General features: G+C 68.0%; 13 protein-coding genes. 7 read left to right on the forward strand and 6 right to left on the reverse strand.

Annotation, left to right across the window (positions count from 1 at the left end):
* Window positions 1–123 precede the first annotated feature (123 nt).
* From H6717_00005 to H6717_00015, 3 genes are all read left to right on the forward strand, one after another.
* Entirely contained in the window at window positions 124–1164 is a 1041-nt protein-coding gene (locus tag H6717_00005) for a polysaccharide deacetylase family protein (protein ID MCB9575393.1), read from the forward strand.
* 151 nt (window positions 1165–1315) lie between these two features.
* Window positions 1316–2173: a hypothetical protein gene (locus H6717_00010; GenBank protein ID MCB9575394.1), complete on the forward strand. Its 858-nt coding sequence runs from the start codon at window positions 1316–1318 to the stop codon at window positions 2171–2173.
* 214 nt (window positions 2174–2387) lie between these two features.
* Window positions 2388–3056, forward strand: a complete 669-nt coding sequence (locus tag H6717_00015; protein ID MCB9575395.1) for a hypothetical protein — start codon at window positions 2388–2390, stop codon at window positions 3054–3056.
* 4 nt (window positions 3057–3060) lie between these two features.
* On the opposite strand, the gene H6717_00020 is transcribed toward H6717_00015, so the two are convergent.
* Window positions 3061–3780 carry a hypothetical protein gene (locus H6717_00020; protein MCB9575396.1) on the reverse strand — a complete coding sequence of 240 codons (720 nt, stop codon included), beginning with the start codon at window positions 3778–3780 and terminating at the stop codon, window positions 3061–3063.
* Between the two features lie 150 nt (window positions 3781–3930).
* On the opposite strand from H6717_00020, the gene H6717_00025 reads away from it, so the two are divergent.
* On the forward strand, window positions 3931–4569 hold the full coding sequence (locus H6717_00025) for a peroxiredoxin (GenBank protein ID MCB9575397.1): 639 nt from the start codon (window positions 3931–3933) through the stop codon (window positions 4567–4569).
* A gap of 89 nt (window positions 4570–4658) precedes the next feature.
* Here H6717_00025 and H6717_00030 read toward each other — a convergent pair whose 3' ends face one another.
* The 3 genes from H6717_00030 to H6717_00040 all read right to left on the reverse strand — a co-directional run bounded on the left by H6717_00030 (window position 4659) and on the right by H6717_00040 (window position 7501).
* Window positions 4659–5981 carry a VWA domain-containing protein gene (locus tag H6717_00030; protein MCB9575398.1) on the reverse strand — a complete coding sequence of 441 codons (1323 nt, stop codon included), beginning with the start codon at window positions 5979–5981 and terminating at the stop codon, window positions 4659–4661.
* Between the two features lie 67 nt (window positions 5982–6048).
* Window positions 6049–6432, reverse strand: a complete 384-nt coding sequence (locus H6717_00035) for a hypothetical protein (GenBank protein ID MCB9575399.1) — start codon at window positions 6430–6432, stop codon at window positions 6049–6051.
* 49 nt (window positions 6433–6481) lie between these two features.
* Window positions 6482–7501 carry an NAD(P)-dependent alcohol dehydrogenase gene (locus H6717_00040; GenBank protein ID MCB9575400.1) on the reverse strand — a complete coding sequence of 340 codons (1020 nt, stop codon included), beginning with the start codon at window positions 7499–7501 and terminating at the stop codon, window positions 6482–6484.
* A gap of 49 nt (window positions 7502–7550) precedes the next feature.
* On the opposite strand from H6717_00040, the gene H6717_00045 reads away from it, so the two are divergent.
* Window positions 7551–9056: a DUF4832 domain-containing protein gene (locus H6717_00045; GenBank protein MCB9575401.1), complete on the forward strand. Its 1506-nt coding sequence runs from the start codon at window positions 7551–7553 to the stop codon at window positions 9054–9056.
* A 6-nt stretch (window positions 9057–9062) separates the two neighbouring features.
* Here the strand turns inward: H6717_00045 and H6717_00050 are convergent, their stop codons facing one another.
* Entirely contained in the window at window positions 9063–9965 is a 903-nt protein-coding gene (locus tag H6717_00050; protein ID MCB9575402.1) for a hypothetical protein, read from the reverse strand.
* 79 nt (window positions 9966–10044) lie between these two features.
* On the opposite strand from H6717_00050, the gene H6717_00055 reads away from it, so the two are divergent.
* Together H6717_00055 and H6717_00060 are read left to right on the forward strand one after the other, a co-directional pair.
* Window positions 10045–10446 (forward strand): hypothetical protein, encoded by a 402-nt coding sequence (locus H6717_00055; GenBank protein ID MCB9575403.1) that lies wholly within the window; start codon window positions 10045–10047, stop codon window positions 10444–10446.
* A gap of 4 nt (window positions 10447–10450) precedes the next feature.
* Entirely contained in the window at window positions 10451–12859 is a 2409-nt protein-coding gene (locus tag H6717_00060) for a CehA/McbA family metallohydrolase (GenBank protein MCB9575404.1), read from the forward strand.
* Here H6717_00060 and H6717_00065 read toward each other — a convergent pair.
* Complete coding sequence (locus H6717_00065) at window positions 12853–15429, reverse strand: hypothetical protein (GenBank protein ID MCB9575405.1); 2577 nt, start codon at window positions 15427–15429, stop codon at window positions 12853–12855. The genes H6717_00060 and H6717_00065 overlap by 7 nt on opposite strands.
* Window positions 15430–15596 lie beyond the last annotated feature (167 nt).

Genomic DNA, 15596 nt, shown 5'->3' on the forward strand with positions numbered 1-15596 from the left:
GGCGCCGCCGGCTTCCGCTCGTCGCACCCGAGGGCGGCGCACAAAAGGAGGAGCCACGCCGACCGCACCATACGTCGCATCGTCGCTCCCCCGTCGCGGGACCCGCAAGCTATCATCGCCGCCGTGCGGCTCCCCTTCGCGCTGATCATCGCCCTCTTGCCCTTGTGGCCGGCAGAGCGAAGTGACGTAGCCGCGCCGCCCCGACAACCTGCTGTGGCAAAGCCCGAGCTGGCTCCGGAGCCGCCGCGGCCGGTGGCGCGCATCGTGGAGGCGTTGCCCGAGGGCGATCGCGTCGCGCTGGACGAGCCCGTCGTCATCCGGTTTTCGGAACAGGGCGACGTTCCGAAGCTGAAGCAGCTGGTCACGGAGCCGAGCACCGACGGCAGCGTGAGCTGGCCGAATCCGCGCACCCTGGTGTTTCGCCCCAAGCGCTGGCGGGCGGGACACCCCCAGCGGGTGGTGGTGGATGTCGGCTCGGAGCGCCGACAGATACTGTTCCGCACCCAGATCCCCGAGCCGGAGGCCATCGTGCCCGGCAAGGGCAAGCGCATCGTGCTCACCTTCGACGACGGCCCGCACGATCGCCGTCAAGCGGATCACCTGCTGGACGTGCTGCGCGATCGCGGCGCGACGGCGATCTTCTTTCCCACCGGCCGCTGGGTGCGGCAGCGTCCGGATTGGCTGCGTCGCGCGGTGAAGGAAGGGCACCGGGTGTGCAACCACACGTACAGTCATCGCAACCTGACGAAGCCGCCGATGACGGAGGAGCTGATCCGCTTCGAGATCGAGAACGGCGCCTCCGACGGCAGCTGCAAGCTGTTCCGGCCGCCGCTCATGGCGGTGGACGGCCGCGTGGAGCGCATCGTGAAGGAGCTCGGCTATGAGCTCTTGCTGTGGGACGTGGACAGCAAGGACTGGCAGGACACCCCCGCGGTGGACGTCGAGAACTTCGTGCTCCGCCGCGCCCAGCCCGATGCCGTGGTGCTGCTCCACATCCACGCTCGCGGCACTCAAGAGGCCCTGCCCTCCATGATCGAGCGGCTGATGCAGGCGGGTTATCGCGTTTCTCACGTTCCCGCGGCCGGCGAGCCGGATGTAGGTCTAGGTGGGAGTCACGCGCGACAGGCCGACTTGGCCGCATTTCGCAATGCGCTGCTAGACTGAGAGCGGTATCGGGAAGGTTTACCTCCTCTCCTCGTAGGATTTGCGGGGCCGTTGGGCCCACAAGCCTTACCCGTTGCTTACCCCAAGGAGACAAGACCCCATGCGAAAGCAGATTGCCGCGCTGTTCAGCGCGCTGGCCCTCGCCGTCCCGCTGTTCGTGTCCTCCCCCGCCCACGCGGGCCTCGAGGCCTGCGGCGACATCAACGTATCCGCAGAAGCCAAGTGCGAGGCCGACGTCACCGGCGGCTGCGAAGCCAACTGCGACAGCCTCAGCTTCGAAGCTGCCTGCTCCGCCAAGGGCTACGTCCAGTGCGACGGCCAGTGCTCGGGCACGGCCACCGCCGAGTGCACCGGGAGCTGCAACGTGGATGGCTGCAAGGCCAAGTGCGATGCGGATCCGGGGAACTTCGACTGCTCCGCCAACTGCACCGCGGACTGCTCCGCGGACTGCAGCGGCAGCTGCGAGGCCGAGTGCGCCTCCGACGCCAACAAGAGCGAGTGCAAGAGCAAGTGCGAAGGCTCCTGCAAGGCCACCTGCCAGGGCGAGTGCAAGGGCAGCTGCGAGGGCACGCCGCCCTCTGCCACCTGCGAGGCCAAGTGCAGCGCCAGCTGCTCCGGCCAGTGCACCGCCAAGAGCAACATCAAGTGCCAGGTCGACTGCCAGGGCAAGCTCGACGCCCAGTGCCAAGCGGATCTCAAGGGTGGCTGTCAGGTCGACTGTCAGAGCCCCCAGGGCGCCGTGGTGTGCGACGGCGAGTACGTGGACACCAACGGCAACGCCAAGGAGTGCTTGGACGCGCTGACCGCATGGACCGCCAAGATCAAGGCCAGCGCCAGCTCCAGTGGTAGCGCCAGCTGCTCCGGCGGCTCCTGCCAAGCGGAAGGTGAAGCCGAAGCCAGCGCCAGCTGCGCTGCGGCTCCTGGCACCACCGGTGGCAACGTCGCCGCGCTGGCCGCCCTGGCCGGTCTCGCGGGCATCGTGATCAGCCGTCGCCGTCGGCGTCGCTGATCCTCTCGCCGAGGCCAATGCCGAGGCGTCGTGACTCCGGTCGCGACGCCTCGTTTACGTTTGTCTGTTGGTCCGGCGCGATCCCCGTCGCGCCCCGAATGCACGCAACGTCGCGCTGGCGACCCGCCGCCGGCGAAGTCGCGCGCGAAAGAGCTGGCCGCACTACGTCGTCAATCGATGGTCGAGCACAGAAACTCCGACTCTCCTGATCGTGATGGCGACGACCCGAAGCGTGGCGCGTTGGGCGCGCCGGCCCATCGACACCGGCCATCCCGGATTCGTGCTGCGTCCTCTCGTGCTCGGCCCTGACAACGTGCCGTGCGTGACCGACGAGCGCCAGGCCATTGGAAATCCGCAGCTCTCCGTTCTCAGCGCCGTTCTCCACGGCAAGAGCCGAGAGGGCGTGCAGGTGGGAACGGCGGCGCTGGCCGCCGCCATGACACTCCCGGCAGAGCAGGCTATGCTTTGCCTGGACCTGATACTCAACGCAGCATCAGCATCCGCCCGACGGCAGTTGGAGACCCTCATGGTGCAACACTACGAGCCGACAAACCCCTTCCTCCGACGCCTGTTGAAGGAAGCCCACGAGAAGGCCCGCGAGGAAGTGCGCCAGGAAGTGCGCCAGGAAGTGCGCCAGGAAGTGCGCCAGGAAGTGCGCCAGGAAGTAAGCGAGGAAGTGCGCCAGGAAGTAAGCGAGGAAGTGCGCCAGGAAGGTCGCATTCTGGCGACCGCAGAAGACGTCATCGGGGTCTTGGACGCCCGAGGCCTCCGCGTTTCCAGAGCGGAGACGCGGCGCATTCGCGACTGTCGCGACCTCGAGACGCTGCGCGCGTGGCTCCGTCGCGCCGCCACCGTGACCCGAACGGAAGATCTGTTCGAGTAGCGGCTCAGTCCGGCTTGCCGCAGCGGATGGAGCCGCCCTCGAACAGACAGCTCTCGCCCTTCTTCTCGCACTTCTCGTCAACCACGAACTTGCTGCCCTTGCACACTACGATGGCCTTGCGGTCGAGGGCGCAGGCGTTCTTGCCCTCCATCTCCTTGATGCAAGGATCGTCGAGCTTGGCCACGCTCAGGTCGCAGTCGAGCTTTCCGTCTTTCGCGCTGCAGCCATCGGGACCGCGGCACCAGAACGACAGCGCCATCTTGCCGCTCTGACAGGTGAGCAGCTGCTTGCCGTCGGTGCTGCAGCCCTTCGGCTTCTCGGTGTCCTTGCAGGCGTCTCCGGGGGCGGCAATGGATGTGTCGCAGGTGGGCCGGCCGTCGCTCGAGGTGCAGCCCTTCGGGCCGCGGCACGGCGATGGCTGGTACTTGCCTTCGACACAAGCGATGAGTGTCTTTTCGTCCGAGCACGCCGCGGCGCCCACGTCGTCCGTGGAGCAAGGGTCCCCCGGCTTGTTCTTGCTGATGTCGCAGTGAATGCCATCCGGCGTGATGGAACAGCCGCCGGGGCCGCGGCAGGGCGTGGCGATGTACTTCCCGCCTTGGCAGGCGAGCTGCGTCTGCTTGTCCTGACAGCGCGCTTCACCCTTGTCGCACGAAGTTCCGACACCGGGCTTGCAGCCTGCACACACGACCAGCAAGAGAACGAAGAACGAATTCCACTTCATGTTCGCCGCATCGTAGCCGCACCCGGCCTTCGGGAGCCAGGGCCCGGCGCTTGACGTTGTGGATCCCCGACACTACCGCTTGTTCGCTCCAAAGCGTGGATGGCTCGCATCCAGTGAGCTCCGCGATCACGCGGGAGAGGAGGAAGAGAGATGGGACTTCATCTGGGCAGCACGGCGCCGGACTTCGAGCAGGAATCTACGGATGGGCGCATCAAATTTCACGACTGGATCGGCGATAAGTGGGCGGTCTTGTTCTCCCACCCCAAGGATTTCACCCCCGTGTGCACCACCGAGCTCGGTCGCGCAGCGAACTTGAAGGAAGAGTTCGACAAGCGTGGCGTGAAGATGATCGCCGTGAGCGTGGATTCGGTGGACGACCACAAGAAGTGGGTGGGCGACATCGAAGACACCCAGAAGGCGAAGATGAACTTCCCCATTCTGGGAGACGCCGACCGCAAGGTGGCCAAGCTCTACGACATGATCCACGAAGAGGCGGACAACACCCTCACCGTGCGCTCCGTGTTCGTGATCGACTCGAGCAAGAAGATCCGCGCGATGATCACTTATCCGGCCAGTACGGGGCGGAACTTCGCGGAGATCTTGCGTGTGATCGACTCGCTGAAGCTGACGGACAACTTCAAGGTGGCGACGCCCGTGGATTGGACGGACGGCGGAGACTGCGTGATCGTGCCGTCGATCACCGACAAGAAGGAGCTCGAGGAGCGCTTTCCGAAGGGCTACCAAGAGCTCAGGCCGTATCTCAGGATGACGCCACAGCCGAACAAGTGAGGCGCGACGGGATCCGCGCCGGACCAACAAACAAACGAAAATGGGCGCGTCGGGAGCTACCCGGCGCGCCCTTCGTTCTTCGTTCAACGTCACTCGGCGACGACGAGCCGCTCGCTGCAGGGCTTGGCGTTTTCGTCCTTGCCCAGGCCCGCGATGCGGGTCGGGTCGCGATCCACCGAGGCGAGCTCGCTCTTGATCTTCCGGGTGATGAGCTGGTCCAAGTTGCCGCTCTGGTAGTTCTCGTGGGTGCCGCCGCAGCCGCTCTTGGCGTCCCCGGCGCCGGTGGACTGCGGGCCTGCACCACCCCGCAGCACGAACATGTTGGTGCCGCCGGTGTACTGGGCGATCTGACGGAACACCAGCTGACCGACGTCGTTCATGCCGGAGGCGGCGATGGTGAAGACCTTGATGCCCTTCTTCGAAGCGCGCCGCATGCTGTCGGTGTACTTGCTGCCGTAGTCCAAGTGGGGCGGCGCGTCCGCGATCACGAAGGTCATGCGGGCCACCGATTGCTCGCTCCACTGCAGGTTGTCGATGGCCTTGGCCAGGCCGGAGTTCATGTCCTCCGGCATGTCGCCGCCGCCGTTTGCGTCGATGTGAGCGATCTTTTTCTGGAAGGCGGCGATGTCCGTGGTCATGGGGTACACGCGCGTGACGAAATCGTCGCTCTTGTCTTTGTATTCCACGAGGCCCACGCGAACGCTGGACAGCGGGGTTTCCAGGGTGCTGGCCACCTTGGCGAGGGTCGCCTTCACGGCGGCGATCTCTTCGGACATGCTGCCGGTGGTGTCGAGCACGAAGGCGACATCGATGGTTCGCGTCGTGGGCAGTATCCGCCCGTCCGCGAGCGCGAGCGTGATCACGCCATCGCTGCCGGACAGATCGTGCTTGGCGCTGGCCGTCGAGCTGCCGCAGCGTGCGCTCACGGTCAGGCGCTTGCCGGACAGGCCTTCTGCTCGCGGGAACAGCAGCGCGCGGCCGGAGGCGAGGGTGGACAGCTCCACTGTGTGCTGCTTTTCGTCGCTGACGCTCAGGCGGCAGTTGGGCACTGCCTTGCCGGCCTTGTCCTTGACCACCACGAAGCGGCGCACGGAGACATCGAGGCCCGCCGTCGGGCCGCTCTCGGCGCCTTCCAGGTACTCGAGGAAGTCGCGGTAGTTGGCGTTGTCGTCCCACTCTCCCGCGCGCACGCCGGCAGCTGCCGAGCGGTCCGCCATCTCGAGGCCCGCCGTCGCCGCGGGAGCCGGGGCGGCCGCTTCTTCGCTGGGCGCTTCTGCGGCCATGGCCTCGGGCTGGGGGTAGCCCGGCGCTGCGTAGCCGGCGCTCGGGGCCATGGCGCTCCGCTCGCCGGCGGCGCCACAGGCGAGCAGGGACAAGGAAATCAGGCTGGGGGCGTAGCGTGCGAGCTTCATGCACGAAAGAACGCACCCGCCCGGAGGATCTTACAGAAGGATGTCGGGGCGGCGCGAAGCCCGTCCCTCAGCGCCGAACGACGCGCTCCGTCGAGGCGAAGGACAGGCAGCTCACCACGCTCCGGGAAAGGTCCTGGGCATGCGCCTTCGCGATGAACAGGCCGGCGCGGTGCTGCGCCTGGGCGCGGCGGTCGCCTCGGGCCGTGGCTGCACGAAGCCCCGAAAGGTGCCGCTCGGCGATGCGCGCTTCGGCGTGGGCCATGCTCAGCTTGCCGCTGACGCAACGGGCGGCTTCGGGCCCCAGGTGCGCGCGCGCCATGCGGAGCTCGCGCTGGATCTGCTCCGCCGCGCGATGGACGTCCGCTACCATCGCCTTGGGCGACGCGGCGCGAGGCGCTGGTGCGCTGGCCAGAGCGGTGGACGAGAGCACCAAGACCGCGACGGCGGCCATTCGAATTCCGAGCATTCGGCGGGTCAGATGCCGCCGTGCTGCCGCGCGTTCAGGCGGCGTTCAGATCGATGCAGATCTTGCCGAAATGATCTCCGCGGCCCATGTGCTCGAAGGCGGCTTTCGCGTCCGAGAGCGGGAACACCTTGTCGACCACCGGGCGGAGCTTGGCCTGGGAGATGGCTCGGTTCATCGCCTCGAAGCTCTCCCGATGTCCCACGATCACGCCTTGCAGCCGCACGTTCTGCATCAGCACCGGCAGCAGGTTCACGTCCGTCGTCGGCCCGGAGAGCACGCCGATGACGCTCACGGTTCCCCCTGGGCGAACGGCGCGCAATGAATTTTGAAGCGTGCCGGCGCCACCGACCTCGATGACCTGATCCACGCCCCGTCCGCCGGTGAGATCCTTGGCGGCTTTGCCCCACTCGGCGGTGGTCTTGTAGTTGAGGGTCTCGTCCGCACCGAGCTCGCGAGCGCGGGCGAGCTTTTCGTCGCTGCTGCTGGTGATGATCACGCGGGCGCCGAACAGCTTGGCCAGCTGCAGCGCGAACACGCTCACGCCACCGGTGCCCAGGGTCAGCACTGTCTCTCCGGCGGCCAGCCGTCCCTCGGTGACCAGCGCGCTCCAGGCGGTCACGGCGGCGCAGGGCAAGGTCGCGGCTTCGGCGTCCGAGAGATGCTCGGGGACGCTGACGACCGACTCTTCGGAGACGACCATCTTCTGGGCAAGCGTGCCGTCCAGCGGACCGCCCAGGGTGGTGCGGAGCTTTTCCCGCGCGGGCTCACCGGCGAGCCAGCCCTGCGCAAAGATGGGACACACGCGATCTCCGACCCTAACGCGAGTCACGCCTGCGCCCACGGCTTCCACCCGGCCGACGCCATCGGAGGCGGGGATCAGCGGCAGCGGCTGCCGCGGGTTGTACATGCCCCGCACCATCAACAGGTCGCGAAAGTTCAGGGACGCCGCGGTCATGCCGAGGAGGATCTGCCCGGGACCGGGCGCGGGATCCGGCCGCTCGACGAGGGCGAGGTTTTCGAGACCGAAGCTGCCTTGGATGACGAGGGCTTTCATGGCGTGGAAACGGTAGCCATGACGTGGCGCGAGGTACAACATGTGGTGCATGCGAGCGGCGAAGTTCCTGTTCATCACCCTGTTCTTGGTTGGGGGCTGTGGCTCGGACGATGCAGCTCCGTCCGGCGGTAGCGGCGGCGCATCCGGTGGCGGTGGGCAAGCGGGCGGGGGCGGCACGGGAGGCAGCGGGGGGAGCGCCGGCGGCAGCGCCGGTGGCGGCGCTGGGGGCCAGGCGTTTCAGGACGCACCCACGACGGCAGTGAGCTACCAGGCCACGGACGAGGACTTCCCGAACCCCGAGCGTGGCTTCTTCCGCAACATCAATCTGCTGAAAGACACGAACGTGTCCTGGGTGTCCGACGCGGACAGCACCTTGGCGCGGTCCTACATCCGCCTCGACGACTATCGCCAAGCGGACATCCCCGCGTCCGTGCTCGCAGATCTGGATACGGGGTTTGCCGCGGCGCGCACGGCGGGGATCAAGGTGATCCCCCGCGTCGCCTACAACTTCGGGTCTGGAGATCCCGACGCGCCGAAGAGCTGGGTGCTGAAACACATCACGCAGCTCACGCCCAGCTTGCAGAAGAACGCCGACGTGATCGCGGCGATGGAGGCGGGCTTCATCGGCGCTTGGGGCGAGTGGCACAGCTCCACGAACGGCCTCGACAACCCCACGGATCGCCAAGAGATCGTCGAAGCGCTCCTTGCCGCGTTGCCCCAGAGCCGCATGGTGATGCTCCGCACGCCCCATTACATCTCGGACATCTTCCCCACGCCCCTCACCTCCGCCCAAGCGTGGGACGGCTCGAACCAGGCGCGGATGGGCCACCACAACGATTGCTTCTTGGCGAACGACTCCGACGCCGGCACCTACTCGCCGGCGCCCATCGAGGACCGCAAGAAGTACCTGGAGCAGTCCACGCAGTTCACCGCCGTGGGCGGGGAGACGTGTCAGGTCACGGTGTCGGAGCACCGCACGGATTGCCCCACGGCCCTGGAGGAGCTCGCGCGCTTTCACTTTTCGATGCTGAACCTGGATTTCTACGTGGGGGATCTGGACCGCTGGAAGACCGAAGGCTGCTTCGACGAGATCCATCGTCGACTGGGCTATCGTTTTTCACTTTCGCAGGCGGCGCTGCCCGAGTCGATTCGTCCCGGCGGACGCTTCGTGCTGGATTTCGACGTGGTGAGCTCCGGCTTCGGAGCGCTCTACAACCCGCGCCCGGTGGTGCTGGTGCTCGAAGGCAACGGCAAGCGCCTCGAGACCCCGCTCGAGTCCCTGGATCCGCGTCGCTGGGCGCCGGGAAGCACCCGCTCGGAGAGCGTGCACGTCGAGCTCCCCGCCACGCTTTCGCCCGGCAGCTACACGGTGGCGCTCAGATTGCCCGACGCGGCGGACGCACTGTCCGCGCGGCCGGAGTACGCCGTGCGCTTTGCCAACGCCGGAGCGTGGAACGCGAGCACGGGAGACAACGAGCTCGGAACCATCGAGGTATCGGACGCCGCGCCGGGAGACGCGAACGCGGCGGCCACCGAGCTCCGGGTGTTGCCCTAAAAGGACTCAGAACACGCCGCTGATGGTCGTCTTGCGGGACTTGTCCGGCGCCTCTTGAGCGACGGCGCCGCCAGCGCTGCCCGAACCGCCGCCGGCCGTGCAGGCGCCGTCCTGGGCGGCGCAGCGCTTGGCGTTCTTGCACACCGCCGCCTGACGGCAGTCCGCCGACGACAGCGCGATGCACTTGCCGTCCTTCGCGCTGCACAGGCCTTCCAGCTTGCAGCGGGACGAGCTCTTGCAGTCAGCGGCGGAGGCAGCGACGCACTTGCCGTCTTCGGCGGCACACTTGCCGTCGGTGGCGCACGCGTTGCTTTTCTTGCAGTCCTCGGCGCTGGCGATGCAGGCGCCGTCCTTTGCGGCGCAGGCCGCCTCGTCCTTGCACAGCGCCGAGAGCTTGCAGTCGTCATCGGAGCCTGCCACACACTGGCCTTCCTTGGCGGTGCAGTGGCCCAGGCGAGCGCAGGGGCTCTCCTTCTCGGGCTTGTCGTCGCTGGTGCCCGCGCAGTGAAGCCGAGAGAGAGCGATGCACTTGCCGCCTTGGCTCACGCACAGGCCCTCGCTGGTGCAGGTCTTGGAACACTCCGCGTGGATGGAGCGCGCGAGATCCACGCAGGCGCCGCGATAGGCGCTGCACATGGCGAGCTTCTGGCAGTCGTCGCCCTTTTTGCAGTCGCTGTCTTCCTCCGCGATGCACTCGCCGTCCTTGGCGCTGCACTTGCCGTGGAGCTTGCAGGCTTCGGCCTCGCTACAGTCCTTGTCCGAGCTGACGACGCAGACGCCCTTCGCGTCCACGGAGCATTTGCCGTCTTTGGTGCACTCCGGCACCGTCTTGCACTTGTCCGCGTCGTCACAGCCGCCGAGCGCGGGCAGTGCGAGGAACGAGAACGCGAGCCACCATCCGAGCTTCATGAGACCTCCCATCCGGTCGGCGAGCATAGCCCGCTTTTCTCCGGTTGCGCGGGCTGAAGCCAAGGGCCACTCTTGGGCCATGCGGCTCGGTGTCTTGGTCTTGTTGCTGTCGATCACGATGCCCCTCGCTTGTGGTGGGAAGAGCGAAACCACGGGGAGCGGCGGCTCCGGCGGTACCGACGCCGGCGGCAAGACCTGCCAAGACTTGACCAGCGAGTATGCGGCGGCGCTTGCGGACGCGAAGAAGTGCGACCCCGCCGTCAACACGTTGTTGTGCACCGCCAAGACCGGCAGCGCGCTGTTCTGCGGCTGCCCCACGTTCTACAATCCTGCGAACAAGGACGCGGTGAATCAGCTGGCGACCCTCAGCCAGCAGGCGCAAGCGATGGGCTGTCAGGTGCCGTGTCCGGCCATCGGTTGTACGGATCCGACGTCGGCGGGCTGCTCGCCCAGCGGCAGCTGCCAAGACGCCCAGAACTGAGCCCGTGATCCGCCTCGGCTCTTCGCGGTTGCCTTGGGCGCCCATCGTCGCGCTCCTTTCGGTGGGGATCGCTCTTTCGCCGGCTGCGTGTCCGGCGCCGGCGAAGCCGGTGGAGGCGCCGGCGAAGCCGGTGGCGTTGAACGGAACCGTGGTGAAGAAGCTGGAAACTTCGGAAGTGCCCCACGGCTCGCGGGTGCAAGCGCGCCCGGGAGACTGGCTGATCTCCGGGCCTCTGGTGCGCGCGGTCGTGGCCGCGGAAAGTGGTGCGCTGCTCGACTTCACGGTGAAAGACTTCCGGCTCGACGCGTTGGACGAGCTCTCGAGCGTGGTGGTGCTGGGCGCGATGCCGGCGCTCTTGCGGCCGACGGGCGTCGTGGCGGAGGGCGTGGACGGTCGTGCGGAGCTGCGCGTGGAGCGCGTGAGCACGGACGGTCGCTTGCGAGTCACGGATCGCATCGCGCCGGCCGCTGGCGGGCTGGTGCTCAGCACCAAGGTCACGAACGTGACGAAGGATCCGGTCCGCGTGCGCATCGGCGATCGCCTGCGCTGGTATGGACGCTTGCCCTTCGCTCCCCATCAGGGCTACGTGGAGAGCGCGAAGCGTGCCGCCGTGGACTTCCTGGCGCGCCCCGGAGCGCGCATGTCCTACGCACTGTTCGCAGACACGGGGCAGCTGGACGTGGACTTCCGGGTGAGCCTGCGCGGGCCGACGGAGCAGCTCGCGGTCGGTCCGGAGAGGGAGGTCTTGGCGGGGCAGAGCGTGGAGCAGCGGCGTCACTTCGTCGTGACCCCCGGTGGGCTCGACGCGGTGGCGCGCCTTGCGTGGGCGGCACGCGGCGTTCGCCTGGGCCGAGCTCGCGGAAAGGTGGATCTGCACGAAAGCTGGGGCCTGGTGGAAGCGTACGACGCGACGGGCGGGCTCGTGTCCGTGGTGGAGCCGACAGCCGATGGCAGCTTCGAGCTCGCGCTGCCGCCCGCCAGCTATAGGCTGGAGCTAAGAAGCCCAGGTGGCACCGACGTGCAGCAAGCGAAGGTAGCGGCGGGCGAGGCCGCGGAGGTGAGCTTCATCGCGCCGGCGCCCGCATCCGTCGCGTATCGCGTCACGGACGCGAACGGCGACCTCTTGCCAGCGCGTCTGAACTTCTCCGGCATCGCCCCGACGACGGATCCCGTGCTCGGCCCACCGCACCTGGCCGCGGGCGCCGGCAATGCCAGCTACGCTTGGACGGGCGAAGGACGCGTGGCGCTGCCGTCGGGGCGCTATCGCGTGACCGTCTCTCACGGCATCGAGTACACCCTCGACGAACAAGAGGTGGAGGTCAGCCGCTCCGAGGGCGTCGTGCTGCGCAGCACGTTGAAACGCGCCTTCGAGCTTCCGGGCGTCGTGGGTTGTGACTTCCACGTGCACGCCGAGCCCAGCGGAGACTCCGACGTGCCCCTCGAAGATCGCGTGCAGAGCTTGCTCTCGGAGGGCGTCGGCTTCGCGGTGGCCACGGATCACAACCACGTGACGGACTACTCTCCCGCGGTGCGAGCGCTCTCGTCGAGTCGTCGCCTGGAAACGGGCATCGGCGTGGAGCTCACCACGCGGGATTGGGGTCACTTCAACGCGTGGCCGTATCCGAACGGAGTGGAGCTACCGCCGATCCCGGATCTCGCGCCGCGGGAGCTGTTCCAGGCAGTGCGGCAGGCCGCCCCTGGCGTGGTGATTCAGGTGAACCACCCGCGCATGGGTCCGGACATCGGCTACTTCGATCAGGCGAAGCTCGATCCGCGCGCGCTCACGGCGGAGCGCGAGGGCGCGAGCTTCGATTTCGACACCGTGGAGGTGTACAACGGCTTCGAGCTGCCGAACCCGGCGGAGGTCGAGAAGAATCTGTCGGATTGGTTCGCCCTGCTGGAAGCGAACAAGCGAGTGGTGGCGGTCGGGAATTCCGACTCGCACCAGCTGTCCGCGCAGTGGGTGGGGTATCCGCGGACGATGGTGACCGTCCCGGACGGAGCCGAGAGCTTTGCCGTGCGCGTCGCGACGGCGCTCCGCGCAGGGCACGCGACGGTGAGCAACGGCCCCGTGGTGGAGCTCGCCGTGGAGGGAAAGGGACTCGGAGAGCTGGTGGCGGCCAAGGGCGATCGGGTGCACGCGCGAGCCGTCGTGCATGCGGCGCCCTGGGTGGACGTGACGGGAGTGGACTTCGTCGTGAATGGCGCCATCGCCGAGCACGCCGACCTGAGCGGTCCCGGTGCCGTCGAGCGAGACCTGACGGTGAGCCGCGACTCCTGGGTCGTGGCCATCGCGCGCGGGAACGCGCCGCTGCCGATCCTGTTCGGGATCCGGGCGTTACCTTTCGGAATGACGAACCCGGTGTACGTCGACCACGACGGCGATGGCGAATTCCGTAAAGCGAGTCAGTGACGGAAGCGCCGGGGATCGACGCTCTTTTCCAGCTCCGACATCAGGGCGTAGGCCGCGCGGAAGGCGGGGACGCGACGACGGACGGCGTCGAGGGCGAAGCGACGGATGGCGTCCACGGCGGAGCCGGGCAGGGTGGAGAGCAACGGTGAGGCGGACAGCGCTTGGGCGACCCGCTCCGTGAGCGCATCCGGGACGCAGCCGAGCCACGCGCCCGCCGCCTCGGGCCGCGCGCGCAGGAAGACGTCCAGCTTCGGAGCCAAGAGCTCCTCGAAGCGCCGCCACCCTGCGCTCGACGAAAGGGCGGGGACGCGCTCGGCGGACAAGAGCTCCGCGCCGACGTCCGCGGGGACGGCGCGCCAGAACGCGTCGGCGTGCGCGGAGCCGACCTTCGCCGGCGCCGCTGACAGCGCCGTCCAGTGCTCCGGCGTCAGTCGGTCGAAGGGTGGGCTCAGCTGATCCGCCGCGGCGCGCGCCAGAGCGGGACCAAGTACCGCGACGGGAACGTGCTCCCAACTTGCGGGCAGGAGCGACGGATCGAGCAAGGTTCCCGTCAGCGTCGGACTCTCCGCGCGCTGCCAAGCGTGCCACGCGCTCGCGCACAGAACGCCGAGGTCCGTCCCCGCAAAGCGCGGCAGGTCGGCGACGCAGCGCGCGTCGATGCGTGCAACGTCATCGAAGCCGAGGGCGCCGCTCTTGGCGGCCGCCAGCGCGTGCCCCGGACGTTCCAAGTCGTGTAGCGGATGCCGGGTTGCCTGACGCAATCGCTCCAGCAGACGCAGCGCACCGGCGCGCAGCTCCGGCGCATCGAAGGCGCCGTAGAGCGCGTCCCGCACGCCGTCGAGCAGCATGGGCAAGAAGCTCGGAGCTTCATCGTCGAGCCACGGGTTGAGGGCGCCGGCGGCGCGCCGGCCACCGCTCTCTCGACTCACGCGTTCCGAAACGGCCAGGGCCGCGAGCCAGAACCAGCCCACGTCCGAAGGCGCGCGGGGGTCGTCGGTGTGGCCGACGCGCGGGCGCGGCGGCTCGCCGTCGAGCTCGATCCACAGCCGCTTTTGGTCGTCCCACAGCTCTCCGAGCTGCTCGCCGTCGATCTCCACGCCCAAGAGCAGCGAAAGCCCCGCGCAGCGAAACACCGCTTCCACCGCTGCCACTTGCGCCGGGCTGTCGTCGTCCGAGAGCTCGGACACGTCCGAGAGGGCGCGCTCGCGTCCGATCGAGAGATCACGCCAAAGATCCCCCAACACCACCGTCGCCGTGCGGCGCCCGAGGAGCGCTTCGCCCCATTCGAAGGGCGAGGCGCCGAGCAGCCCCCGAATGGCATCGCGCTCCGCCGCGCGCGCCAGCCAATGGGGCGCGACGGCCAGGCGCTCGTCGTCCACCGGCACCAAGATGCGCGCGGCGCGCAGGCCGCGCACGATGCGAAAGGCGCCGGGAGGAATGCGCCGTGCCGCCTTGTCCACGTCGCTCGGCCGAATGGTGGTGTCGATCTGACGCAGCGAAAGCCGCAGCCAGTCGACGTCGGCTCCTTGGCGCAGCTCCTCCGGGACCAGCTCCAGCCACTCGTCTTCCGTTCGCGGCATGTGCCAAGGGTCGTCGCTGTCCGTGAGCGCGCTGCGCGCCAGCGCCAGCAGCACGTCGTAGGCGTTGCGTCTCAGCCACGCCGCGTCCGCACTGCCGGAGTCCGCCGCCGCGCTCAAGCGTTGGCGCAAGAAGCGCCGCGAGAGGTCTTCCACGCTGCGCCCCGTCAGATCCGAGCTACCGAGCTCGTCCATGAGCCCGCACAGCCCAATGCCGATGCCGAGCGTTCCCTCGCGTTCGCCCACGAGCTCCGACGAGAGCAGCCACGTGAGCACGCGCTCACTGTCGAAGTGACCATCCGCTGGTAGGCGATCTCGCATCCAGTCCACCAGCGCCGGCAAGAACTGCCGCGGCGCAGGACTGTCGATCACGCGGAATCCATGAGCGCGAACGAACTCTCGAGGAACGGATGCGGACGCCACGCAGATGGCGTCGCGCCCGAGGGCGCGATGGGGCTCGCCCTCGAGCTCCACGAAGGCGGGACGCCGGGGCGGAAGCTCTGCTCCCGAGCCCTGCTCGAACACGGCCAGGCCCCGAGCCGCGAGCCAGCGACCAGCCAGGGTGCGGCCCGACCCGCTCGGTGCGCGCCACCAGAGCCGCCCCCAGCCTTCCGGCCGGACCACCTCCGGAGGGATGCCTGGAGGCAGGGCGTCCTCCAGCAGATCGAGGGAGCGGGCGAAGCGCGCATCCTCCAAGCGAAGCCGCCGCGCAGGATCCTCCACCGCGCGAGCGCGTCCTGGCCAAGCCGAGTGCTGCAGGTCGGGCACTGAACAGCCCAGCAGCTCCGCCAGCACCCGTTGAGCGTCCGGCCTATCGGCCAGCCACTCCAGCTCCTGGTCGCGATCGAGCTTGCTCAGCACCGCCGCCAGCGAGCGCGGTTGGGCGCTCACGGACTCGGGCCAGCTCGGATGGTCGAGGGCCGCCCGGGCCAAGGAACCAAAGCTCCGGACCGGCGGATCCCTGCTCGCCATCAGCTCGCGCAGCCAACCCATCGTCTCGAGAGACGCATGATAGCTCGAGAACCGCGAATATGCATCAGATTCAGATAATCTATCGATTATGCAATCCAATGCACAGAAACGCAATCATATCAATGTATTGCAACTATGATGGGCCAGCCCGGAAGCGCTGTTTCCGCGGGTCTCCAACAAAATCCATG

This window comes from Polyangiaceae bacterium (assembly GCA_020633235.1).
Lineage (GTDB): Bacteria > Myxococcota_A > Polyangia > Polyangiales > Polyangiaceae > JACKEA01.

Bases quoted from the DNA above. Each gene is read 5' to 3' on its own strand.
- H6717_00040 (MCB9575400.1), bottom strand. From the start codon at position 7,501: ATGAAAGCCCTCGTCATCCAAGGCAGCTTCGGTCTCGAAAACCTCGCC.
- H6717_00025 (MCB9575397.1), top strand. From the start codon at position 3,931: ATGGGACTTCATCTGGGCAGCACGGCGCCGGACTTCGAGCAGGAATCT.
- H6717_00020 (MCB9575396.1), bottom strand. From the start codon at position 3,780: ATGAAGTGGAATTCGTTCTTCGTTCTCTTGCTGGTCGTGTGTGCAGGC.
- H6717_00055 (MCB9575403.1), top strand. From the start codon at position 10,045: ATGCGGCTCGGTGTCTTGGTCTTGTTGCTGTCGATCACGATGCCCCTC.
- H6717_00045 (MCB9575401.1), top strand. From the start codon at position 7,551: ATGCGAGCGGCGAAGTTCCTGTTCATCACCCTGTTCTTGGTTGGGGGC.
- H6717_00065 (MCB9575405.1), bottom strand. From the start codon at position 15,429: ATGGGTTGGCTGCGCGAGCTGATGGCGAGCAGGGATCCGCCGGTCCGG.
- H6717_00030 (MCB9575398.1), bottom strand. From the start codon at position 5,981: ATGAAGCTCGCACGCTACGCCCCCAGCCTGATTTCCTTGTCCCTGCTC.
- H6717_00035 (MCB9575399.1), bottom strand. From the start codon at position 6,432: ATGGCCGCCGTCGCGGTCTTGGTGCTCTCGTCCACCGCTCTGGCCAGC.
- H6717_00015 (MCB9575395.1), top strand. From the start codon at position 2,388: ATGGCGACGACCCGAAGCGTGGCGCGTTGGGCGCGCCGGCCCATCGAC.
- H6717_00050 (MCB9575402.1), bottom strand. From the start codon at position 9,965: ATGAAGCTCGGATGGTGGCTCGCGTTCTCGTTCCTCGCACTGCCCGCG.